Annotated in this window: 17 protein-coding genes; 6 read left to right on the top strand and 11 right to left on the bottom strand. The window is 63.3% G+C overall.

Annotated features, from left to right (window positions below):
• The first annotated feature begins 314 nt into the window (after positions 1–314).
• Positions 315–731: an Rrf2 family transcriptional regulator gene (locus M4J40_RS19395; protein WP_251756050.1), complete on the top strand. Its 417-nt coding sequence runs from the start codon at positions 315–317 to the stop codon at positions 729–731.
• A 35-nt stretch (positions 732–766) separates the two neighbouring features.
• On the opposite strand, the gene M4J40_RS19390 is transcribed toward M4J40_RS19395, so the two are convergent.
• The 6 genes from M4J40_RS19390 to urtA all read right to left on the bottom strand — a co-directional run bounded on the left by M4J40_RS19390 (position 767) and on the right by urtA (position 6,965).
• Entirely contained in the window at positions 767–1,261 is a 495-nt protein-coding gene (locus M4J40_RS19390; protein WP_251756049.1) for an Rrf2 family transcriptional regulator, read from the bottom strand.
• A 94-nt stretch (positions 1,262–1,355) separates the two neighbouring features.
• Positions 1,356–2,051 (bottom strand): urea ABC transporter ATP-binding subunit UrtE, encoded by a 696-nt coding sequence (gene urtE / locus M4J40_RS19385; RefSeq protein ID WP_251756048.1) that lies wholly within the window; start codon positions 2,049–2,051, stop codon positions 1,356–1,358.
• Between the two features lie 13 nt (positions 2,052–2,064).
• Positions 2,065–2,817: an urea ABC transporter ATP-binding protein UrtD gene (urtD, locus tag M4J40_RS19380; protein ID WP_251756047.1), complete on the bottom strand. Its 753-nt coding sequence runs from the start codon at positions 2,815–2,817 to the stop codon at positions 2,065–2,067.
• On the bottom strand, positions 2,814–3,959 hold the full coding sequence (urtC, locus tag M4J40_RS19375) for an urea ABC transporter permease subunit UrtC (RefSeq protein ID WP_251756046.1): 1,146 nt from the start codon (positions 3,957–3,959) through the stop codon (positions 2,814–2,816). The genes urtD and urtC overlap by 4 nt, the downstream gene beginning before the upstream one ends.
• Entirely contained in the window at positions 3,956–5,572 is a 1,617-nt protein-coding gene (gene urtB / locus M4J40_RS19370) for an urea ABC transporter permease subunit UrtB (protein ID WP_251756045.1), read from the bottom strand. Before urtB ends, urtC begins: the two co-directional genes overlap by 4 nt.
• 127 nt (positions 5,573–5,699) lie before the next feature.
• On the bottom strand, positions 5,700–6,965 hold the full coding sequence (urtA, locus tag M4J40_RS19365; RefSeq protein ID WP_405030773.1) for an urea ABC transporter substrate-binding protein: 1,266 nt from the start codon (positions 6,963–6,965) through the stop codon (positions 5,700–5,702).
• A 300-nt stretch (positions 6,966–7,265) separates the two neighbouring features.
• Here urtA and M4J40_RS19360 point away from each other — a divergent pair, with 300 nt between their 5' ends.
• The 3 genes from M4J40_RS19360 to M4J40_RS19350 all read left to right on the top strand — a co-directional run bounded on the left by M4J40_RS19360 (position 7,266) and on the right by M4J40_RS19350 (position 13,032).
• Positions 7,266–10,622 carry an ATP-binding protein gene (locus M4J40_RS19360; RefSeq protein ID WP_251756043.1) on the top strand — a complete coding sequence of 1,119 codons (3,357 nt, stop codon included), beginning with the start codon at positions 7,266–7,268 and terminating at the stop codon, positions 10,620–10,622.
• Positions 10,619–11,485 (top strand): response regulator transcription factor, encoded by an 867-nt coding sequence (locus M4J40_RS19355; RefSeq protein ID WP_251756042.1) that lies wholly within the window; start codon positions 10,619–10,621, stop codon positions 11,483–11,485. The genes M4J40_RS19360 and M4J40_RS19355 overlap by 4 nt, the downstream gene beginning before the upstream one ends.
• 203 nt (positions 11,486–11,688) lie before the next feature.
• Positions 11,689–13,032: an O-antigen ligase gene (locus tag M4J40_RS19350; protein ID WP_251756041.1), complete on the top strand. Its 1,344-nt coding sequence runs from the start codon at positions 11,689–11,691 to the stop codon at positions 13,030–13,032.
• Positions 13,033–13,076: 44 nt separating this feature from the next.
• Here the strand turns inward: M4J40_RS19350 and M4J40_RS19345 are convergent, their stop codons facing one another.
• From M4J40_RS19345 to M4J40_RS19325, 5 genes are all read right to left on the bottom strand, one after another.
• Positions 13,077–14,108 (bottom strand): aldo/keto reductase, encoded by a 1,032-nt coding sequence (locus tag M4J40_RS19345; protein ID WP_251756040.1) that lies wholly within the window; start codon positions 14,106–14,108, stop codon positions 13,077–13,079.
• A gap of 226 nt (positions 14,109–14,334) precedes the next feature.
• A complete protein-coding gene (locus M4J40_RS19340; RefSeq protein ID WP_251756039.1) occupies positions 14,335–17,469 on the bottom strand; it encodes an efflux RND transporter permease subunit in 3,135 nt (1,044 codons plus the stop codon).
• A gap of 127 nt (positions 17,470–17,596) precedes the next feature.
• The gene (locus M4J40_RS19335; RefSeq protein ID WP_251756038.1) at positions 17,597–18,871 is read right to left on the bottom strand and encodes an efflux RND transporter periplasmic adaptor subunit; all 1,275 of its coding nucleotides are present in this window, start codon (positions 18,869–18,871) and stop codon (positions 17,597–17,599) included.
• Complete coding sequence (locus M4J40_RS19330; protein ID WP_251756037.1) at positions 18,868–20,355, bottom strand: efflux transporter outer membrane subunit; 1,488 nt, start codon at positions 20,353–20,355, stop codon at positions 18,868–18,870. The genes M4J40_RS19335 and M4J40_RS19330 overlap by 4 nt, the downstream gene beginning before the upstream one ends.
• Positions 20,356–20,657: 302 nt before the next feature.
• Positions 20,658–21,266: a TetR/AcrR family transcriptional regulator gene (locus tag M4J40_RS19325; protein ID WP_251756036.1), complete on the bottom strand. Its 609-nt coding sequence runs from the start codon at positions 21,264–21,266 to the stop codon at positions 20,658–20,660.
• Between the two features lie 199 nt (positions 21,267–21,465).
• On the opposite strand from M4J40_RS19325, the gene M4J40_RS19320 reads away from it, so the two are divergent.
• Positions 21,466–22,806: a UDP-glucose/GDP-mannose dehydrogenase family protein gene (locus M4J40_RS19320; RefSeq protein WP_251756035.1), complete on the top strand. Its 1,341-nt coding sequence runs from the start codon at positions 21,466–21,468 to the stop codon at positions 22,804–22,806.
• Positions 22,806–23,813 carry an NAD-dependent epimerase gene (locus tag M4J40_RS19315; protein ID WP_251756034.1) on the top strand — a complete coding sequence of 336 codons (1,008 nt, stop codon included), beginning with the start codon at positions 22,806–22,808 and terminating at the stop codon, positions 23,811–23,813. The genes M4J40_RS19320 and M4J40_RS19315 overlap by 1 nt, the downstream gene beginning before the upstream one ends.
• Positions 23,814–23,864: the final 51 nt, after the last annotated feature.

Below are 23,864 nucleotides of genomic sequence, written 5' to 3'. Positions count from 1 at the left end.
CGACATCCTCTCAGCGAAGGCAGTCCGCGAGCGCCTGCCGCGCTCGGACCGCCGTGTTCTTCCTCAAGGGCTCGCCGCGTCGCCGGCAGGCCGGCGGAGGGCAGAACTCATCGATCCGGAGGGCGAACAGGCAGCGTCGACCGCTCGCTTCCGGCAACAATCACCGACAGCGACGGCGTGAACGACCATCATCTTTGCGACCCCCGTGGCCGGTTGGTACCGGCGGACCGTCGGATTCCCCCTCCGACAATCGACATGGACAGAACTAGCGATATAAAGCTATACAGTCAATATACCTTTGGAGGAAGGTCGCCATGAAAATCAACGCCGTGACCCACGGCGCCCTTCGAATCCTGATGATCTGCGGTGACGGCGAGCCGGTGACGCTTCCGGAGATGGCCAACCGGCTCGGCATGCCGGAGGCGCGTGTCACCCGTTCCTGCAATGCGCTTGCCCGCGCGGGTCTTCTGGTCGGCCGTCGAGGGCGCGGCGGCGGCTATCGCCTCGGACGGCCGGCGGAGAAGATTTCAGTGCTATCGGTGATCGACCTGTTCGAACCGGAAGACGACATGCGCATCTGCGGACGAGTCGATGCAACCGCCTGCCGGAACTGTTCCTTCGCCGCCGCATGCACCGAAGCCTACCAGGCGATGAGGGACGAACTGGCGGCCATTTCCGTCGCGGACATCCTGATAGATCACACCCACCAGCATGCGCCGGAGATCGCGTAAGTCCGGGAAAGCCGCCCCATGGGCGAGCAAAACAGTCAGGCGCGAGCGACGAGCAGCTCGTCGCCACATGCGGCACCCCGAACCGGCTTCGCCGACGAAGCGCCATCGAGCAGAGCCCTGAACTCCGCCTCGTTGCCGGCGACGTCGGCGAGGGTCAACCGATCGAGCACATCGAGGAAAGCGTCGGTGGCCCGGCGGAGCACCTGGCTCATGCGACAGCGATCGGTCAGCGGGCAGGTGTTGGTCTCAGGGTCGAGACACTCCACCACCGAAAGGCCATCCTCGGTAAGGCGCACCACCTCGCCAATCACCACCGACTCGGCTGGCCGATTGAGGCGGAAGCCGCCTCGATTGCCCCGCACGGTCTCGAGATAACCCCAGGTCCCGAGCTGATGGACGCACTTGACGAGATGCGACTGCGGCAGATCGAAGGCCTCGGAGACTTCCCTGATCGTGGTCAGGCGTGGCGAACGAGCGGCGGCTGCCAGCAGCACCCGAAGCGAATAGTTGGAATAGCTAGTCAGTCGCATAACGCCCCCGGGCTTCCGCTTGCATCGGGATGTCCATGCAGGGAATCGCACGCTCCGGGCTGCTTTTCAAGACCGCGTCAGTCTTAGGCGACGATCACACGGCGATTCTGCCGCGAACCGCTTCCTCGTCCATGTTGTCGCGATTGCCGGACATCACGATTTCGCCGCGGTCCATGACCACGAAATCGTCGGCGAGATCCCTGGCGAAATCGAAATACTGCTCGACCAGCACGATCGCCATGTCACCCTGGCGGCGCAGGAAGGAAATGGCGTGGCCGATGTCCTTGATGATCGACGGCTGGATGCCCTCGGTCGGTTCGTCGAGCACGAGAAGACGCGGCCGCGTCACCAGCGCCCGGCCGATGGCGAGCTGCTGCTGCTGCCCGCCGGAAAGATCGCCGCCACGCCGACGCAGCATGTCCTTCAGGACCGGAAACAGGTCATAGATCATGTCGGGCACGTAGCGATCGGCCCGTTTCAGCATGGCGAACCCGGTCTGAAGATTTTCCTCCACGGTCAGGAGAGGGAAGATCTCGCGCCCCTGAGGAACGATCGCAACGCCGCGCCTCACCCTTTCGTAGGGCGACAGACCCGTCAGGTCACCGCCATCCAGGCGAATCGCACCGGCCGAGATCGCTTGCAGGCCGGCGATCGCTCGCATCAGGGAGGTCTTGCCGACGCCATTGCGGCCGAGCACGGCCGTGACGCGCCCCGCGGCGGCGGACAGCGACACCTTTCTGAGCGCCTGGGCGGCGCCATAATGGAGGTCGACGGTTTCGACGTTCAGCATTGTTTCCGGTCCTTCACCGCCCAAGGTAGACCTCGATCACCTTCGGATTGGCCGATACGGCATCGAGCGATCCCTCCGCCAACACCGAGCCCTCGTGTAGCACGGTCACCTTGACGCCAAGGGCGCGAACGAAGGTCATGTCGTGCTCGACCACCACCACCGACTGCGTCTTGGCGATCTCCTTGAGCAGGATCGCCGTTTCTGCCGTCTCGGCGTCGGTCATGCCGGCGGCCGGCTCGTCGACCAGGAGAAGGCGCGGTTCCTGGGCCAGCAGCATGCCGATTTCCAACCATTGCTTCTGGCCGTGCGACAGGCGAGCCGCCAGAAGATCGCGCTTGTCGGAAAGCCGGATGGTAGAGAGCAAAGCGTCGATGCGACCCTGCTCGGCAACCGAGCGGCGATGAAACAGCGAGGCGAAGGCACCACGCCGGCCCTTTAGCGCCAGCGCGATATTGTCCTCGACGGTGTGACTCTCGAAAACCGTGGGCTTCTGGAACTTGCGGCCAATGCCGAGGTTGGCGATGGTTGCCTCGTCGAGGCGAGTAAGGTCGACGGAACCGTCAAACAGCACGTCGCCGGTGTCGGGGCGCGTCTTGCCGGTGATGATATCCATCATCGTGGTCTTGCCGGCCCCGTTGGGTCCGATGATCGCCCGCATTTCGCCCGGCTCCAGGACCAGCGACAGCCGGTTGATCGCCCTGAAGCCGTCGAAGGATACCGAAACGTCATCGAGATAGAGAAGCGAACCTTCCGCCTTGCCGGTCATGCCGCCTCTCCCGCTTTCTCGCCCGCCTCATCGATTTCCTTTGCCGGTTTCGGTCGTCCGACCACCATCGTCTCCCACAGGCCGACGATGCCGCGCGGCAGGAACAACGTCACCACCACGAACAGCGCACCAAGCGCATAGAGCCAGACCTCGGGAAGAACGCCGGTAAACCAGGTCTTGCCGAAATTGACCGCCACGGCCCCGATCAGCGGGCCGACCAGCGTTCCCCGACCGCCAACCGCCACCCAAATCACCGCTTCGATCGAGGCCGCAGGATCGAACTCGGAAGGATTGATGATGCCGACCTGCGGCACGTAGAGCGCCCCGGCAACGCCGGCCATCACGGCGGAGAGCGTCCAGACGAACAGCTTGTAGCGCTCGACCCGATAGCCGATGAATCGCGTACGACTCTCGGCGTCGCGGATGGCAATCAAAACCTTGCCGAGCTTGGAACGGACGACGGCCGAGGCGATGACGAAGCCGAGCGCCAGCATCAGCGCCGACGCGGAAAACAACGCCGCCCGGGTCCCGGGCTCTTGGATCGGGAAGCCGAGGATATCCTTGAAGTCGGTCAGGCCGTTGTTGCCGCCGAACCCCATGTCATTGCGGAAAAAAGCAAGCAGCAGCGCATAGGTGAGCGCCTGGGTGATGATGGACAGATAGACGCCGGTGACACGGCTGCGAAATGACAGCCAGCCGAACAGAAAGGCAAGAACACCCGGTACCAGCGCCACCATCAGGAAAGCGTACCAGGCCATGTCGAAGCCCTGCCAGAACCAGGGCAGCTCCTTCCAGTTGAGAAAGACCATGAAATCGGGCAGCACCGGGTCGGCGTAGACGCCACGCGAGCCGATCTGCCGCATCAGATACATGCCCATGGCGTAGCCGCCGAGCGCGAAGAAAGCGCCGTGTCCGAGCGACAGGATGCCGCAATAGCCCCAGACGAGATCGACCGACAGCGCCAGGAGCGCATAGGTCAGGTACTTTCCGCAGAGCGTGAGCTGATAGGTGGAGACGTGAAAGGCACTCTCTTGCGGAACAAGGAGATTGCCTGCCGGAACCAGGAGGGCCAGCGCGACGAGCAGCGCCACGACAACGCGCCCTCGCCGATCCAGGCTGTCGATGAGAAAGGACGTGATCATGCTTCCACCGCCCTGCCCTTGAGGGCGAACAAACCGCGCGGCCGCTTCTGGATGAACAGGATGATCGCCAGCAGCAGGATGATCTTGCCGAGCACCGCGCCGGCATAGGGCTCCAGTACCTTGTTGGCGACACCGAGCGTCAGCGCCCCCACCAGGGTACCCCAGAGATTGCCGACGCCGCCGAACACCACGACCATGAAGCTGTCGATGATGTAGCCGCGCCCAAGGTTGGGCGACACGTTGTCGATCTGGCTGAGCGCCACGCCGGCGAGGCCGGCGATGCCCGAACCGAGACCGAAGGTCAGCGCATCGACCAGCGGGGTGCGGATGCCGACGGCAGCGGCCATTTGCCGGTTCTGCGTCACGGCCCGCATTTCGAGACCGAGCCGGGTACGCTTCAGCACGGCGAGCAGCGCCAGGAAAACGGCAAGCGCAAACAGGATGATCCAGAGCCTTGTCCAGGTGATCTGGATGTCGCCCAGAGCAAAGGAGCCGGACATCCAAGAGGGATTGCCGACCTCGCGATTGTTGGCGCCATAGATCGAGCGTACCGCCTGCTGCAGGATCAGCGACACGCCCCAGGTGGCGAGCAGCGTTTCGAGGGGGCGACCATAAAGCCAGCGGATGATTGACCGTTCGATCAGGATGCCGGCGAGCGCGGCGGTCAGGAAGGCGGCCGGCAGGGCGATCAATAGCGAGTAGTCGAAGAGACCCGGCCAGAAGGTGCGGATCGCCTCCTGCACCGTGAAGGTGGCATAGGCGCCGAGCATCACCATTTCGCCGTGCGCCATGTTGATGACGCCCATCACGCCGAAGGTGATGGCAAGTCCGATGGCGGCGAGCAGAAGCACCGAGCCGAGCGAAAGGCCGTACCAGAGATTCTGGCCGACATCCCACAACATGAGCCGACTTTCGATCGCCGCCGCGGCCTTGCGGGCAGCTTCGCCGACCGCCCCATCGGCGGACGTGTAGCCGGACAGGAAACCAAGGGCATCGCGGCCACCCAGATCGGCAATGGCGGCGATGGAGTCCAGCTTCTCGGCCTCCGAAGCATCGGAAGCAAGCAACGCCGTGGCCTTGGCCGCCAGCATCGTCGCACGGATGTCGGCCACCGTCTCCTCGGCGATCGCCCGATCAAGCGCCGGAATCGCCGCGACGTCAGCCGACTTCATCACCGCCTCGGCCGCTGCCCTTCGCACCGCCGAATCGGGGCTCATCAGCGTCAAGGCTCCCACCGCCGATGAAATGGCGCGCCGGAGCCGGTTGTTGACCCTTATCTTCTCGACGGTCGCCTTGGGCGTCAGCCCGGCGTCGGCGCCGGTCACCGGATCGGTGAGGCGATAGTCCTTTCCCGCCTTCTCGGCCAGGAACACCGCACCGTCGGCCTTGCGCGCCATCAACTCGCCTTCACCGAGGTGGTCGAGGATCGCAGGCACTCGGTCGTCACCGGTGGCAGCGAGGTCGGCAATGGCCTTTTCAACTTCATCGAACCCGCCGGAGCCAAGCGCGGTGACGCGCGACGACAGCTCGGCATCGTCGACACGACCGGCAAACGCTGGCTGAAGCCCGATAGCCAAGACCGAGAGAATGGCGAGGAGGCGCAGGAAACTCATGGCAAATCCGTTTCGGTCCGCTTGAGCGGCCGCCGTCGGTTGGATGAACGCAACCTGATCGTCGGACGCTCCCGTCGGCGAAGATCCGTCCGGGGCCAGGGGCAGCCCCGGACGGGAGGCGCAGAAGTCAGGAACTGCCGCCGCACTTGCCCGTGACAACGTTGAAGTTGCCGCAGGACAGAGGCTTGCGCCAATCGGAGATCAGATCCTTGGACCCTTCGAGGTAGTCCGACCATTCGTCGCCAACCACCGGCGCCGTTTCGGAGACGATTTCGAACTGGCCGTCATCCTGGATCTCACCGATCAACACCGGCTTGGTGATGTGGTGGTTCGGCATGATGGTGGCGTAGCCGCCGGAGAGGTTGGGCACGGTGGTGCCGACCAGCGTGTCGATCACCGGATCGACGTCGGTGGTGCCGGCCGCCTCGACCGCCTTCACCCAGGCGTTGAAGCCGATGTAGGTGGCTTCCATCGGATCATTGGTGGTGCGCTTGTCGTTCTTGATGAACTTGTGCCAGCCGTCGATGAAGGTGGCATTGGCTTCACTGTCGACCGACTGGAAATAGTTCCAGGCGGCGAGATGGCCGACCAAGGGCTTGGTGTCGATGCCGGCGAGCTCCTCTTCACCAACGGAGAAGGCGACGACCGGGATGTCCTCGGCCTTGATGCCCTGGTTGCCGAGCTCCTTGTAGAAGGGCACGTTGGCGTCGCCGTTGATGGTCGAGACGACGGCTGTCTTCTTGCCAGCCGATCCGAACTTCTTGATGTCGGCGACGATCGACTGCCAGTCGGAGTGACCGAACGGCGTGTAGTTGATCATGATGTCGTCGGCGGCAACACCCTTGGCCTTGAGATAGGCCTCGAGAATCTTGTTGGTGGTGCGCGGATAGACATAGTCGGTGCCGGCCAGCACCCAGCGCTCCACGCCCTCCTCGTTCATCAGGTAGTCGACGGCGGGAATGGCCTGCTGGTTGGGAGCTGCGCCCGTGTAGAAGACGTTGCGCTCCGATTCCTCGCCCTCGTACTGGACGGGATAGAACAGGATCGAATCGAGCTCCTTGAACACCGGCAGCACCGACTTGCGACTGACCGACGTCCAGCAACCGAACACCACCGAGACCTTGTCCTGCGAGATCAGTTCGCGCGCCTTTTCGGCGAACAGCGGCCAGTTGGACGCCGGATCGACAACCACCGCTTCAAGCTTCTTGCCGAGTACGCCACCCTTCTTGTTCTGCTCGTCGATGAGATAGAGGACGGTGTCCTTGAGGGTCGTTTCGGAAATGGCCATCGTGCCGGACAGCGAGTGCAGCACGCCGACCTTGATGGTGTCTTCGGCGGCGTAGCCGGACGCCGTGGAAGCGAGAAGAGCGCCGAGAACGGCAGCAAGCGTCATGCGACGCCGATCGAAGATCTGCGACATCTGTGGTTCCCCGTTTTTGTCTGTCGGCCGAGGCCCCTTGCCCCATCTGGCCTTCGCTTCGACTTTCGACCAAGCCGGCCGGACACCCTATACGTCGATTGACGTAAACCCGCCGCCGAACCGGCACGAACCCTGCACACCACTCGCAGGGAGGACCGCCCGCCGCCTCGAAGGCCGGCAGACGGGCGAAATGATCACGATCGCGCCGAACCATCTGCCGGAAAAGCGGGCAGTTTGCCGCATATGGTGGCGCAGAAGAGGGGAACGGAGCGCATGGCGGCGCGGCAGCGCATCATTCCGATCCGGCGCCAGTACAACCGTTGGGTCGCCGACGAAACGCTGGAAGACTATGCGCTCCGCTTTACGGCAAAGTCGGCCCGGCGCTGGTCGCAGGAGCGCGTCGCCCAGACGGCCATCGGCGCCATCTCCTTTCTGGCGCTGGAGGCAATCGGGGGGGCCATCACGCTATCCTACGGTACGGTGAACGCCGTCGCCGCCATCGTCGCAGCCAGCCTCGCCATGCTTGTCGTGGGATGGCCGATCGCCCGCACCGCCGCCCGCCACGGCGTCGACATCGATCTTCTGACCCGCGGCGCCGGCTTCGGCTACATCGGATCGACGATCACATCGCTGATCTACGCCAGCTTCACCTTCATCTTGTTCGCCATCGAGGCGTCGATCATGTCGACGGCGCTGGAACTGGCGCTCGGCTTGCCACTCTGGATCAGCTACATCGTCTCCACGCTTCTGGTGATTCCGCTGGTCACCCACGGCATTGCCTGGATCAGCCGCTTCCAGATCCTGACGCAACCGGTCTGGATCGTCCTCAACATCCTGCCCTTCGTCTTCATCGCCTTTTCCGACGGCGCCAGCTTCGCCGACTGGGCAACCTTTCCCGGTCGGGATGGAGAAGCCGCCGGTGGGTTCCATCTCGTCGCCTTTGGCGCAGCAAGCGCCGTAATACTGGCGCTGACGGCGCAGATCGGCGAACAGGTCGATTTTCTCCGCTTTCTGCCGGCGCGTTTGCCCGGATCCGGTCGGCGGCGTCTCGTGGCGGTGTTCCTTGCCGGCGCCGGCTGGGTGGTGCTTGGCGTTCCCAAGATGATCGCCGGCTCCTTCCTCGCGGTGCTGGCGCTGGAAAGCGGCGTGCCGGTCGAGCACGCGGCCGAGCCGGCGCGCATGTACGCCGTCGCCTTCGGCTACGTGCTACCGGAGGGAACCTGGCTCTATTTGCTGACCGCCGCCTTCGTGGTGGTGTCGCAGCTCAAGATCAATGTGATGAACGCCTACGCGGGATCGCTCGCCTGGTCGAACTTTTTCTCGCGCCTCACCCACAGCCACCCCGGTCGCGTGGTCTGGCTGGTGTTCAACGTCTCTATCGCCCTGCTGCTGATGGAAATCGGCATCTACCAGGCACTCGAGCAGACGCTAGCCGTGTTCGCGATCGTCGCCGTCGCCTGGCTATCGACCATTTCCGCCGACCTCCTCATCAACAAGCCGCTCGGTTTCAGCCCGCCCGGCGTCGAGTTCAAGCGGGCGCATCTCTGGGACGTCAATCCGGTCGGCGTCGGCGCCATGACGGTGGCGGCCCTTGCTGGGCTGCTCGCTCATGTCGGTCTCACCGGGCCAGTAGCGGAGGCCTTCGCTCCGTTCGTGGCACTCGGCGTCGCTTTCGTTGTCGCGCCGTTGATCGCCTGGTTGACCGGAGGACGTTTCTATCTCGCCCGCAAGCCTCGCCGGTCCTATGCGCTGGCGCCGACGCTGACCTGCTCGGTCTGCCAGCACGACTTCGAGGCGGAGGACATGTCCTACTGCCCGGCCTATCAGGCTCCGATCTGTTCGCTCTGCTGTTCGCTCGATGCCCGTTGCCACGACCGCTGCAAGCCAAAGGCGCGGCTCGGCGCACAGACCCGCGCCGTGCTGGAGCGTCTGCTGCCCCGGCCGCTCATCGCGGCCGCCAACACCCGCCTCGGCCGCTACCTGACCGAACTGTCGCTCTGGGCGGCATTGTCCGGTCTCATCATGTGGTTCGTCTACCATCAGGCGGCGATCGATCATCCCCAGGAGGCGGCTCTGATCGGCAGAACGCTCGCGGTGGTGTTCTTCGTCTTCTCGGTCGTCATCGGGATAGTCGTCTGGTTCTTCGTGCTGGCCCGCGATTCGCGCGCCGTCGCCGAGGAGGAAAGCGCCCGCCAGACCCAGGCCCTCTTTCAGGAAATCGCCGCGCACAGACGAACCGACGCCGAGCTTCAGAAAGCCAAGGAGAAGGCGGAAGCGGCCAGCGATGCCAAGAGCCGCTACGTCGTCGGTCTCAGTCACGAGTTGCGTACGCCGCTCAATGCCGTCCTCGGCTACGCCCAGATCCTCGAACGCGATCCCGCCATTGAAAGCGGGCGGCGCAACGCCGTGAGCGTGATCCGGCGTTCGGCCGAGCACCTGTCGGGCCTAATCGACGGCCTCCTGGACATCTCCCGCATTGAAGCTGGTCGCTTCCGCATCCGCCTGACCGACGTGCGCATCCACGATCTCCTCGACCAGATCGAAGGCATGTTCGCCCTACAGGCCGAAGCCAAGGGACTGGCCTTCCACGCCAGCCGCGCCGCCGACCTGCCAGCCGTGGTCCGTACCGACGAAAAGCGTCTGCGTCAGGTCCTGGTCAACCTCTTGTCCAACGCCATCAAGTTCACGCCGAGCGGCACGGTCACCCTCACGGTCGACTACCGAAATCAGGTGGCGCGGTTCACGGTGGCGGACTCCGGCATGGGAATTCCGGAAGACGATCAGCGGCGCGTGTTCGAGCCATTCGAGCGCGGCAGGCAGGCGGCTTCGACCAATGTGCCGGGTCTCGGGCTTGGCCTCACCATCACCCGCCTGCTCGTCGAGACCATGGGCGGCGACATCGCCTTCACTTCGACGCCCGGCACGGGCACCACATTTCGTGTTCGTCTGATGCTCGGCGCTGTGGTTGGAGCGGCGGCCGTCGACGGCGACCGCCCCGTGACCGGTTATGTCGGACCGCGTCGGACGATATTGGTGGTCGACGACAATGCCGATCATCGCGACATGATGGTGGAAATGCTCGCGCCGCTCGGCTTTGCCGTCCTGACGGTCGCCAGCGGCGAGGATTGCATCGCCTTCCTGGAAACGACTCGGCCGGACATCCTCTTCGTCGACATTCGCATGCCCGGCATGACGGGCTGGGAGCTCGTTGGCCGGCTCAGGGCCGAAGGCATCAGGACGCCGATCGTCATGCTATCGGCCAACATCGGCGATGGCGCGATGCCAGCCAGCGATCTCGGTCACGACGATCTCTTGGCCAAACCCTTCTCGCTCGCCGACCTTCTGGACCGGCTGAGCCGTCACCTGGACCTGACTTTCATCGAGGCGAACGACCTGGCCGAGGGCGCGTCCAGGGAGACGAGCACGAACAAAGTGACGTTCTCCGCCGCCGACCTCGCCGAGCTCAAATCGTTGGCCGAAATCGGCTACGTGCGCGGTCTGGAAAGCAAGCTTGCCGCGCTCGCCGAGACCGATGCCGACGCGGCGGCGATCGCGGCTCTCGGCGCCCATCTTGCCACCTTCGACCTTGCCAGCTTCTCCGCCACCCTTGAGAAAATGACCTCGTCATGACCCAAACCCGCGACACCGTGCTCGTCGTCGACGACAGCCCTGAGACGCTCGGCTTCCTGACAGAAGCCATGGAAGCCGAGGGCGTCATCGTGCTGGTTGCCACGTCCGGCCGTCAGGCACTGGCGATCGCCGGTCGGGTGACGCCCGACGTTGTCCTCATGGATGCAGTGATGCCGGAAATGGACGGTTTCGAAGCTTGCCGGTCGTTGAAGTCCATGCCCGCGCTCGCCCATGTGCCGGTGATCTTCATGACGGGATTGACCGAGACCGAACATATCGTCCGTGGCCTTGCCTCCGGCGGTGTCGACTATCTCACCAAGCCCATCGATCTCGACGAGCTCAAGGCACGCATCCGGGTCCATCTTGCCAACGCCCGCGCCAGTCTCTCCGCGCAATCGGCTCTCGACGCGGCAGGCCGTCACCTCGTGGCGCTAGGCATCGATGGCCGCGTTGTCTGGGCGACACCCCAGGCAAGCCGTCTCATCGACGATCTCGGAGTTGCCGATGCCATTGAAGCGGTCGCCGCCAACGGCGAAGGCCCTCTCGAGGTGGAAATACCGGGCGCTCCTCCCATTCTCCTGGCACCGGTGGGGTCCGCCGGGCCCGGCGAACGTCTCTACCGGCTCGCCCGCAGCGAAGCGGGCGAAGCCGATCTCCTGAAATCCAGCTTCGGCCTCACGGCGCGTGAGGCGGAGGTGCTTCTCTGGATCGGTCGCGGCAAGACCAACAAGGACATCGGCGAGATCCTCGGCCTGTCGCCTCGGACCGTCAACAAGCACCTCGAACAGATCTATGCGAAGCTCGGCGTCGAGAACCGATCTTCGGCGGCTTTGAAGGCGGCCGGGGCGCTCCGGGAGTCGTAGGGGTCAATGACCGGTATGGCCAAGAAAACAGAACCTCCGACCACACAAAGTATCGTCACGGCACGAACGTTTGCCGTCGAGAAGGCTGCAACTATCAAGATCGCTCCTCTAGCTCCCGATTGGCGAAATCGCTAGAGTGCCGCCGTCATTGAGGAGGATCGCCGAACTTGGCCAACCGTCAGCACAGGGTACACCGGAGCAGCATGTCCCGCCGATCGAAAGGCCACGACTATCTCGGATGGGCCTTGGTGGTAACGGCGCTGCTGGCCCCCATGCCCTGGGGCGGCATTCGCGCGTTCTTCTTCATGCTCTATGCGGTCGTCGTTGCCGTGTTGGGCCTTTCCTACGCCATCGGCCTCTATCGGGGTCACGTTCGGCCGCGTTTGCCACTGTCCGCCTTTGCGGTTCCGGTCATCCTGTTCAGTCTGGTCATCGTCTGGATGCTGGTAACACTGCTGCCGCTCGGGCTCGCTGCCGCGCCCGAATGGGCGGCGCTTTCACCCTTGGCCGATCTGACGGGGCGGATCAGCATCGGGCCAGGCGCCACCTTCGACATGCTGGTACGGTATCTGACCTACGGTCTGTTCTTCGTGCTGGCCTTGCAGGTCGCGGTGGAGAAGAAGCGGGCGAAGACCCTGTTTCGGGTGATCTATCTGGGCATTGCCGCCCATGCGCTCATCGCCTTGGCTTCGCTGAGCTTCTTTGGCGATGTTCTGCTGTTCCTACCCAAGGAAGCCTACATCGGCGATGCCACCGGCACCTTCGTCAATCGCAACAGCTTCGCCACCTTTGCCGCCTTCGGCGCCATCATGGGCGTAGCGCTGATCTTCGGAGTTGACGAGGACGACGTATCGCGCTCGCAGCTCAGCCGCATTCTGACGCAGCTCGGCTTCAACGTGGCGCCACTTGCCCTGATCGGCTTGGCGCTGGCCTTCTCGCACTCGCGCATGGGCATGTTCGTCGCCGCTCTGGGCGCCGGATTCGTCGCCCTGATCGCGGTCTTCAGGGCGACTGGCGCGCGGCGCATTCTCGCCGGCATGCTGATCGTCGCCGGTCTCGTCACAGGCGCCGTACTCGCCAACACGAGCGGTATCCTGTTCGAGCGCATGGCCTCGGTCGATCGCGATGCGGACGTCCGGTTGGCGGTCTACGAGCAGACGCTCGACCTGATCGCGGCACGACCGATGAGTGGCTATGGCGGCGGCACTTATGAGGACGCATTCCGTGCGGTCAAATCCGACCCCATCAGCCCGGACGTGACATTCGACGCCGCCCACAACCTCTATCTCGAACTTGCTGCGGAACTCGGCATCCCCGCCATGATCGCCGTGGTGCTGTCGGTTCTGCTTCTTGCAGGCACCACCGCGATCGCCGCCATGCGACGCGAGAACTGGACGATCCCGGCAGCGGCGGCAGCCGTCGTGCTCGCCGGAAGCGTTCACTCGCTGGTCGATTTCAGCCTGCAGATTCCGGCCATCGTCCTGATGATGCTGCTGATCCTTGCTCTCGGATTCGCGCAGAGCCGGCCAATCCAGCAGGTGGAATGAAACCAAAGGGTCGGATGGGCCTCACCCGCCCGACCCCGGAGTTTTCAACGGCCACCGACAAGCTTGCGATGGCGTTGGGCGACGCCTTGAACACCGTACGGATAATCGGGCGGCGTCGGCGCACTGATGGCGGTAAGGCGCTCCATTGCCTCATCGGCAAGACGAAGGTCCGCCGCGCGAAGATTGTCGGCGAGTTGCTCCGGCGTGCGAGCCCCTAGAATGACCGACGTGACCGCCGGACGAGCCGCGAGCCAGGCCAGCGCCACCTGTGACATCGAGACACCAAGGCTCTTGGCAATCTCTTCGACCGCCCCGATGATCGCCCATGTACGCTCTTCGGCATTGCGCGGACCATAGGCTTCCATGCCTCGGTTGGGATTCTCGCCGAGGCGCGTCGAGCCGGAAGGCAGTTGATCGCGCTTGTACTTGCCCGACAACCAGCCACCACCCAACGGCGACCAAGGCAGCATTCCCATGCCGGCATCGAGACAGGCATCGACGATCTCCAGCTCGATGTCGCGAACCAGCAGGCTGTACTGCGGTTGCAGCGTCACCGGCCGACTGTATCCCTTTGCCTTGGCGATCTCGGACGCCTTGGCGATATGCCAGCCGACATAGTTGGAGAAACCATAGTAGGCGATCTTTCCGGCGCTGACTGCGTCGTCAAGAAAGCGCAGCGTCTCCTCGATCGGGGTCAGTGCGTCCCAGGCGTGCATCTGGTAGAGGTCGACATGCTCGACGCCGAGCCTGCGCAGTGAGGCATCGAGAGCGTCACCAAGATGGCGGCGCGACAGGCCTACGTCGTTGGGGCCCGCTCCCATCGGAAAGCGCCCCTTGGTTGCAATGACCGCCTGCCGGGCCTCGGTCGGCCGGGCCTTGAGCCAGCGTCCGACGATCTCTTCCGAAACGCCGGCCGAATACACGTCCGCCGTATCGATGAAGTTGCCTCCAGCGGAGAAGAAATCATCGACCAGGCGGAACGACGTCGCCTCGTCGGATTCGGCGCCAAACGTCATGGTGCCTAGGCAATGGACCGACACGACGGTGCCGCTTGGACCGAGTTTGCGATATTCCATGGAGCTCCTCCGGCTTCTTTCCCAGAAATCGAACCCGACATGCTCCCCAAGCAATCCGGGCTTCGGTTATTTATCACACAAATTCCCCGGTACGCAGCATACCCATTTTCGAGCGACATACATCGATTTTGGAGGAGTCCGACTCCCTCTTCGGAGACCAACCATGCTGACTCAAAAGAAAACCCCGGACACTGCCGGGGTTTTCTGTTCATCGCTCTCTTTGACCTCAGATCTCGGCCGCCGCCTCGTCTTCCGGAGGTCGGTTGTTCCAGCCAAGACGCTCGCTCGTTCGCATGACGATATAGAACAGCAGCGGCACGAAGAACAATCCGACCGTGACGGAGGCGATCATGCCGCCCATCACGCCGATGCCGATGGCGTTCTGCGCAGCTGAGCCCGCGCCAGTAGCAATGGCCAGAGGCGTCACGCCCAGAATGAAGGCTAGCGACGTCATGATGATCGGACGGAGACGGATCCGCGCGGCGTGCAGTGCCGCCTCGATCAGCCCCTCGCCCTGGCGCTGAAGATCGCGGGCAAACTCGACGATCAGAATGGCGTTTTTCGCCGCAAGACCGATCGTCGTCAGCAGGCCGACCTTGAGATAGACGTCGTTGGACTGATCGAAAAGGTACCCGGCGAGCAGGGTGCCGAGAACAGAGATCGGCACCGACAGCATGACCGCGAACGGGATCGTCCAGCTCTCGTAGAGAGCCGCGAGGCAGAGGAACACCACCAGGAAGGACACCGCGTAAAGCATGTTCGCCTGGGCGCCGGAAAGCCGCTCCTGATAGGAAAGCCCGATCCAGCCCGTAGTGTACCCTCCCCCTTGTTCGGCCACGAGGGTCTCCATCTGGTTCATGGCCTCGCCCGAGGAGGTGCCGAAGCCGGCAGAGCCCTGAATGTTGATGGCCGAGACACCGTTGAAGCGCGACAGCTTCGGCGGCCCATAGGACCAGTTCGTATCGACGAAGGACGAGAACGGCACCATTTCACCGGACGCATTGCGAGCGTACCAGCGATTGAAGTCGTTGGGCGTCATGCGGAAGGGAGCGTCACCCTGAAGGTAGACCGGCTTGATCTCGCCGCGGTCGATGAAGTCGTTGACGTAGGAACCGGCCCAGGCGGTGGTGATGATCGAGTTGATATCCGCCAGACTGATGCCGAGCGCCGTTGCCTTTTCCTGATTGATGTTGACGTGCAGCTGCATCTGATTGGCCTGGGAGTTCTCGCGAACGGCCATCAGCTTGGGACTCTGATTCGCCTGCATCAGGATTTGGTCACGAGCCGCCTCAAGGGCGGCGCGGCCGTTGCCCGCGTTGTCCTGCAGGTACATGTCGAAGCCGCCGGAGATACCGAGGCCCGGCATGGCCGGCGGCAGCAACGTGAAGATCATGGCGTCCTTGATCTGCGACAGCGCACCCATGGCTCGGCCGACGACCGCTTGGGCCGACAGTCGCGGATCGGTGCGCTTCTCGAAATCCTTCAGACGAATGAAGGCGAGACCTGCGTTCTGCCCCGAACCGGCGAAGGAGAAACCGGTGATCCCCATGACGCTTTCAACTGCGTCCGGCTCGTTCTTCAGGAAGTAGTCGGTCATCTGGTCAGTCACCTGCTTGGTGCGCTCCATGGTGGCACCGGTGGGCAACTGGATCATGGCGAGCAGAACACCCTGATCTTCTTGTGGAATGAACGAACTCGGCAGCTTGTCGAACATGAACGCGGCGCCGCCGACCAACGCCAGGAAAACCACGATCATACGAATCGGACGGCCGATGATGCCCCGAACCGTTCGCTGGAAAAGCGAGGAGGAGTCGTCAAAACGACGATTGAACCAGCCGAAGAACCCACGGTGGACGCCATGTGTCGGCTTCAGCATCGTGGCGCAAAGAGCCGGCGTCAAAACCAGGGCGACAATGACCGACAAAAGCATGGCCGACACGATGGTGACCGAGAACTGGCGGTAGATGATGCCGGTCGATCCACCCATGAAGGCCATCGGGACGAACACGGCCGACAGCACCAGTGCGATACCGACCAGCGCGCTGGTGATCTCGCGCATCGATTTCTGCGTCGCAGCCTTCGGATGCAGCTTTTCCTCGGTCATGATGCGTTCGACGTTTTCGACCACGACAATGGCGTCGTCGACCAACAGACCAATGGCCAGAACCATGGCGAACATCGTCAGTGTGTTGATGGAGTAGCCCATCACCGCCAGAACGCCGAAGGTACCGAGCAGCACAACCGGAACCGCGATGACCGGGATCAGCGTTGCCCTGAGGTTCTGCAGGAAGAGATACATCACAAGGAAGACCAGCACGACCGCCTCGATCAGCGTCTCGACCACCTTGTCGATCGACAGCTGCACGAAGGGGGTGGTGTCGTATGCGTAGACGTAATCGACATTCTGCGGCAGTGACGGCTTCAGCCGCTCGAGGGTGGTACGCACGTTCTCCGCGGTACGCAGCGCGTTGGCGCCGCTTTGCAGGTTGACGCCAAAGCCGGCCGCCGGCTTGCCGTTATAAAAGGCATCGGCCGCATAACTCGACGAGCCGATCTCCACGCGGGCGACATCCCCCAGGCGGACGATCGAACCATCGCTCTGCGTCTTCAGAATGATGTTGCGGAACTGCTCGGGCGTCTGCAGCTGGCTCTGGGCAGTGATGGTCGCGCTGAGCTGCACCCCTGGCGCAGCAGGCCGGCCACCAAGCTGTCCGGCCGAAACCTGCGTGTTTTGAGCGCGAACGGCGGCGCTCACATCACTCGGCGTCAACGTGAACTTGTTGAGCTTGTCCGGATCGAGCCAGAGGCGCATGGCGTAGCCACCGCCGAAGGTCATCAGGTCACCGACACCTTCAACGCGGCGCAACTGATCCTCGAGGCGTGTGGAAACGACGTCGGAAAGATCAGTGCCGGTGAGCTTGCCGTCGGTGGAAACCAGGCCCACCGCCATAAGGAAGGAACTGGTCGACTTGGTGACTCTGAGCCCCTGATCGATCACCGCATCGGGTAACTGTGACTCGACGAGTTGCAGCTTGTTCTGCACCTGCATCTGCGCGATGTCGCCGTCGGCATTATTGGAGAACGTCAGGGTGATCGAAGCCGAGCCGTCGGATGTCGACGACGATTCCATGTAGGTGAGATTGTCGAGACCGTTCATGTTCTGCTCGATGACCTTGGTCACGGCATTCTCGACGGTCTCGGCGCTGGCACCGGGATAGGTGGCGGATATGCGCACCGTTGGTGGTGCGATTTCCGGATATTGCGAGATCGACAGCGTCGATATGGCAAGAAGGCCCGCCAGCATGATGGTGATGGCGATCACCCAGGCGAAGACGGGACGATTGATGAAAAACTGGGCCATGTCTTGCCTCGACGAGGTCGGTCCGCCGCATCAGGGCGAATCCGGAAGCGAAATCGATGAGCGCATCGCGAGCGCTGCGGGTCGGATCGGCGGCGACCTAGGCCGCCAACCGACCCGAATGGATAAATCAGGGAGCCTTGGCCGGTGCCGCCTCGGGAGCTTTCGGCTTCACGAGGCCGTCGGCGCCAAGTTCCACCTCGGCAACTTTGACCTCCATGCCAGGGCGAATCTTCTGCACACCTTCGATGATCAGCCGATCACCGTCCGACACGTCCTCGTCCACCACCCAGTTGAATCCGATAGCCCGGTCGGCCTTCAGGGTTCGGGCCTCAACCTTGTTGTCGGGCGTCAGGAAATAGGCCGTAGCCTGTCCCGTCACGCTACGGCTCACAGCCCGTTGTGGCAGCAGATAGACGTTGTTCTCGGTGCCGATCTCGACGGCGGCTCGCACATACATGCCCGGCAGAAGCAAGAGCTTGGGATTGGCGAAACTCGACCGAACAGTCACGGTGTCAGTGGTCTCGTCGACGTTGGCGTCCGTCGAGATGATCCGACCAACCTTTTCGTAGATCGAGTTGTCGTCGAGCTTGAGGGTAACCTTGGGCCCCTCCTTGCCCGCCGACACACCATCGCGTTCGATTACCTGCCGCATGTGACTCATGCTGGTGCTTGAAGCGCTGAGGTCGACGTAGATTGGGTCGATCTGGCGGATGGTGGCAAGCGCGGTGGCCTGCCCCGCCGTGACGAGGGCGCCCTCGGTCACCGAAGAGCGGCCGATCAATCCGGAGATAGGTGCCTTTACCTCGGTATAACCGAGATTGATCTCCGCCGTGCGGACAGCCGAAGCTGCGGCGGCCGCCGCAGCCTTGGCCTGCAAAAGCGCCGAACGGGCTTCGTCGATGTCCTGCTTGGACACGCCGTTGACGTTGGCGAGCTCCTGGTAGCGATCGAACTTGGCCTGAGCGCTCGGCACACTGGCCTCCGCCCGTTCGAGCTCTGCCTTGGCGGCATCAAGGGTCGCCTGATACGATCGGGCGTCGATCCGATAGAGCACGTCTCCCGCTTTTACGCGTGAGCCCTCTTCGAAAACCCGCTTTTCGATGATGCCACCGACCTGCGGGCGGATCTCCGCCACAGCGGATGCCGTGGTGCGACCGGCCACTTCCTCGACGATCGGCGCCGAGGTGGGATGAACGACGATGAAACCGACCTGCGGAGTCGGCATCTGCATTCCGGGCGGCATTCCGCCGCCGGGTGCGCCGGCGGGCGCGCCACCGCTCTTGGCACCCAGCATGTCGCCGGCCTTGTGCAGAACGGCGCCTACCTGTTCGCAGCCGGAGACCAGCGGCAACGCGAGGCCAAGCAGCAACACGCCGCCAGCCAGCTTCTTGAGGTTCGTCACTTCTTCTCTCCGGATACGGAAGGCATCGTTTTCTGAGGATCGGTATTGGCCAGCGAGGCGAGGTTGTCCGGCCTGTTCCACCAGCCACCGCCGAGAGCCTCGAACAGCGCCACCGCATCGAGGTAGCGTGACGCCTCGGCCGAAGCACGGGCAAGCCGCGCGGACTGGTAGGTCGTCTGCGCCGTCAGAACATCGGTGTAGGAAGCGGTCCCCGCCTTGAACAAGGTCTGCGAAAGGTCGAGACTATCCTTGGCTGCTTTTTCGGCCGCGAAGTACCCGGCCAGGGCCTGCCGATCATGCTGCAAGGCACGGAGGGCGTTGGCCACGTCCCTGAAGGCGGCGAGCACCGAAGAGCGATAATTAGCAAGGGCAGCTTCATAGGCCGCTTCGGACGCCCGCTTGTTGTGAACAAGCGTACCCCCCCGGAAGATCGGCTGTGCGAGACCGGCGGCGATGCTCCAGCCAGTCGTGCTGGACGCAAACAAATCGCCAATCTCCGCGGCCGACGATGGAAGCGAGGCAGAGAGCGTAAGCTGCGGCAACATGGCGGCGGTTGCAACGCCGATCTCGGCCGACGCGCGATGCAACTGCGCCTCCGCCGCCCTTATGTCCGGCCTCTGCTCGACAAGGGCCGACGGCACGCTGAGCGGCAGCGCATGCGGCATCCGGAGACCCGAGATGCGGAACTTGCGGGACGCATATTGATTCGGGAAATCGCCGACCAGCGTTGCGATGGTGTTCTGCTGTAGCGCCAAGGCCTTTTGAAGAGCCGGCAAGGAAGCCTGGGCCTGCGCCAGCGCCGCCTGTTGCTGCAGGACGTTCGCCCGCGCGGCCGTACCGACGTTGACCTGATTGTTGAGAACGTCGAGCAGCTCCCTGTAGGAAGCAATCACCTCCTGCGAGGCGGCGATCTGTTCGCGATACGAAGCTTCCTGAATGACCGCTTTCGCCAGACTGGAAGTCACCGTCAGGTAGGTTGCTTCGGCGGTGAAGCCTTGCGCCTCGGCTGCCGCCTGCGCCGCTTCCACGGATCGGCGAGTCCCGCCGAAGATATCGAGGGGATAGGACAGGGACGGCGCGACGCTATAGAGCGTGTAGATGCCGACGTTCGTGGAACCGGTGGAGTCGGCGCGCGTTGCACTACCGGATAGCGAGAGACTGGGGAACAGGCTGCCGCCTGCTGCGAGTGCCGTCTCGTTGGCTTGCTTGAGAGTCGCCCTTGCCGCGTCCAGATCGGGATTTCTCTCGATCGCCTGCTTCATGAGGGCGTCGAGATCCTTGTTGCGGAAGAGCTCCCACCAGCGGCCCGGCACTTCTGCGGCGTAAGCGATGTTTGTACCGGTCGCACGACCGGCCGTGGCATCACCCGATCCCAGATAACCAGCGCCCGGATCAAGCGCGGGGCGCTCGAAATCCGGACCAACCGCGCAGCCGGCGAGCATCGTCACCGACAGAAAAAGAGAAACAAGCCGAGCCGGTCTCATCAACGCCCCCACCCCACAAGACGAAACATCCGACGGGATATGCGCCCCGAACGGTCATAACACAACCAAGAGACGACCACACGATCGACCGCTCGTATGATAGGGCCAGAAAACTCCGACCAGCCGGCGATAGCGACCAAAAGTCGTGATTGCATACGGAATCGGAGAAGACGTTCGCCAGACCCCAAAGTCAATCCGCGAGCAAAGCCAGAACGACAATGTGAACAATCCAAGGAGCCCGACCTCGCCCGCCGACTGTAGCGAACCGGCAAAAAGTACCATATTCGGCGGATTATCACTTTTCAAGCGCGATGGGCGAGCCCTCGGATCACGAAATCGATCAGGTGATCACACTTTCTCGTCATCTCCTCCACCGTGAAAATGCTCCGCCCGCGCAACACGGCGGCCGGGTCGAGAATGGTGATCAGACAATCACATACGGCGGCTGCGGTTACGGGGCCATCGCAGGGCGCGAACTCGCCGGCGGAAACGCCTTCCTCGATCAACCTCTCCAGCCGTTGCAGCAAACGATGAAAGAAAGCGAGCGCACTTGGCGGCGGAGTGGAACCGAAACCGATCATGATGGCGAGACGCGCCGGCGTATCGCCCCGATCGAGATGCGTCTTGAGAATAAGGTGCGCCATCGCCCGAAGCCTCTTCGACGCCGATGGTATATGGGCCGTGGTCTCGATGGCCGCGTCCATTTCCATTACCCAGCGAAGCGCGACCGCGTCGATCAGTCCGGACTTGTTGCCAAAGTTCTTGAAGACATTGGCCGGCGACATGCCAAGCGCCTTGGCGATCGATCCGATGGTCATGGCGGCATAGCCGACCGCCTGCAGTTGGCGCTCTGCCTCGTCGAGTATTTCGGTGCGCGTATCGGCGCTTTTGTGCCAGGACCGTCTTGCCATAAACGTTCTCTACCGTTTTCGGCTCGCATCGACCATCAGCGTTTGGTCAAGCTACACAACGGCAGAGCGACATTGCCCAAAGCCACTCGACAATGACGGTCCGCCGTGAAATGACGGCCCCGAAGTAGAGCAATAGACACCGAGCCACTTCGGCGCCGAACTGAAGGCCAGACGACGCGCCGTTTCAGGAGAGCTTGCCGTGAAGATCGTGATGATTGGTTCTGGCTACGTCGGCCTTGTATCGGGGACGTGCTTCGCCGATTTCGGCCATGACGTGGTGTGCATGGACAAGGCTGCGGAAAAGATCGACGCGCTGGAGCGTGGCGAGATCCCCATCTATGAGCCCGGTCTCGATGCTTTGGTCGCCGCCAACGTCAAGGCGGGTCGGTTGACCTTCACGACCGACCTTGCCGGTCCGGTAGCCGAGGCCGACGTGGTGTTCATTGCCGTCGGCACGCCGTCGCGGCGCGGTGATGGCCATGCCGATCTGTCCTACGTCTACGCCGCCGCTCGCGAGATCGCCGCTGCCGTGAAGGGCTTCACCGTGGTGGTCACCAAGTCGACCGTGCCGGTCGGCACCGGTGACGAGGTCGAGCGCATCATTCGCGAGACCAACCCGGATGCCGACGTCGCCGTCGTCTCCAACCCCGAGTTCCTGCGCGAAGGCGCGGCCATCGACGACTTCAAGCGGCCCGACCGCATCGTCATCGGCTACGAGGACGAGCGGGCGCGCGAGGTGATGACCGAGGTCTACCGGCCGCTCTATCTCAACCAGGCGCCGCTTCTGTTCACCAAGCGCCGCACCTCCGAGCTGATCAAGTATGCCGGCAACGCCTTCCTGGCCATGAAGATCACCTTCATCAACGAGATCGCCGATCTCTGCGAGAAGGTGGGCGCCGACGTGCAGCAGGTGGCGCGCGGCATCGGCCTCGACGGCCGCATCGGCGGCAAGTTCCTGCACGCCGGCCCCGGCTACGGTGGCTCCTGCTTTCCGAAAGATACGCTGGCCCTCGTCAAGACCGCCCAGGATTACGACAGCCCGATCCGTCTCATCGAAACCACCGTTGCCGTCAACGACACGCGCAAGCGGGCGATGGCGCGCAAGGTGGTTCAAGCGGTGGGCGGTGACGTGCGCGGCAAGACGGTGGCCGTGCTCGGCCTGACCTTCAAGCCGATGACCGACGACATGCGTGACAGCCCGGCCATCTCCATCATCCAGGCCTTGCAGGACGCCGGCGCCAAGGTGCGCGGCTTCGACCCCGAGGGCATGGACAACGCCAGGAAGCTGATCGACGGCATCGCCTATGTCGGCAGCGCCTATGAAGCCGCCGAGGGGGCGGATGCGCTCTGCATCGTCACCGAGTGGAACGAGTTCCGGGCGCTTGATTTTCCCCGCCTCAAGGCCGTGATGAAGGCGCCGGTGCTGGTCGACCTCCGCAACATCTACCGTGCCGACGAGGTCGAAAAGCACGGCTTCAGCTACACCAGCGTCGGTCGCGGAACCACGCATGCCGACACCGCAGGCAAGGCGGCCGAGTGATGCGCTTCCTGATCACTGGGACCGCCGGCTTCATCGGCTTCCACCTTGCCAAGCGTCTGCTCGATGCCGGTCACTTCGTCACCGGCTTCGACGGCATGACCCAGTATTACGACGTCCGCCTCAAGGAAGCGCGTCACGCCCTCCTCGAGCGCTCGAACGGCTTCCGGGCGGTGATCGGTCAGCTTGAGGATGCGGCGGCGCTGCAGCAGGCTGCCGAGCTTGCCGAGCCCGAGGTGATCATCCACCTCGCCGCCCAGGCCGGCGTCCGCTACAGCCTTGAGAACCCCAAGGCTTATGTCGATGCCAACCTCGTTGGCAGTTGGAACGTGCTGGAGCTCGCCAAGCAATGCGAGGTCAAGCATCTGATGCTCGCCTCGACCTCGTCGGTCTATGGCGCCAACGACAAGGTTCCCTTCGCAGAAAGCGACAAGACCGACGAGCCGCTGACCCTTTACGCCGCCACCAAGAAAGCGATGGAGGCGATGGCGCACTCCTACGCCCATCTCTGGAAGATCCCGACCACCGCCTTCCGCTTCTTCACGGTCTACGGTCCCTGGGGCCGACCGGACATGGCGCTGTTCAAGTTCGTCGATGCCATCGAGAAGGGTGAGGCGATCGACGTCTACGGCGAAGGCAACATGCGGCGCGACTTCACCTACGTCGAGGACCTTGTCGAGGCGATCATCCGCCTGGTGCCAGTTGCTCCGAGCGAGGACAATCGCGTCACGGCCGAAGGCATCACCGACACGCTGTCGAAGCAGGCGCCGTTCCGCATCGTCAACATCGGCGGCGGCCAGCCGGTCGGCCTTCTCGATTTCATCGCGGCGATCGAACAGGCGCTCAGCAAGCCGGCCGTTCGCAACCTCCTGCCCATGCAGAAGGGCGACGTCCCCCAGACCTACGCGGCACCCGATCTCCTCAAGGCCCTGACCGGATACGTGCCGCAAACCGACGTGCCGACAGGCGTCAAAAACTTCGTCGAGTGGTACCGGGCCTGGAAAGGCTGAAAAGACAACGGGCAAGCGACCCAAAACGTGTCGCTTGCCCGTGATCTGAAA

It is taken from the genome of Pleomorphomonas sp. JP5 (assembly GCF_023721815.1).
GTDB lineage: Bacteria > Pseudomonadota > Alphaproteobacteria > Rhizobiales > Pleomorphomonadaceae > Pleomorphomonas.
The sequence above is the reverse complement of the archived record's forward strand: the minus strand, read 5'-3'. Positions and strand labels throughout refer to the sequence as shown.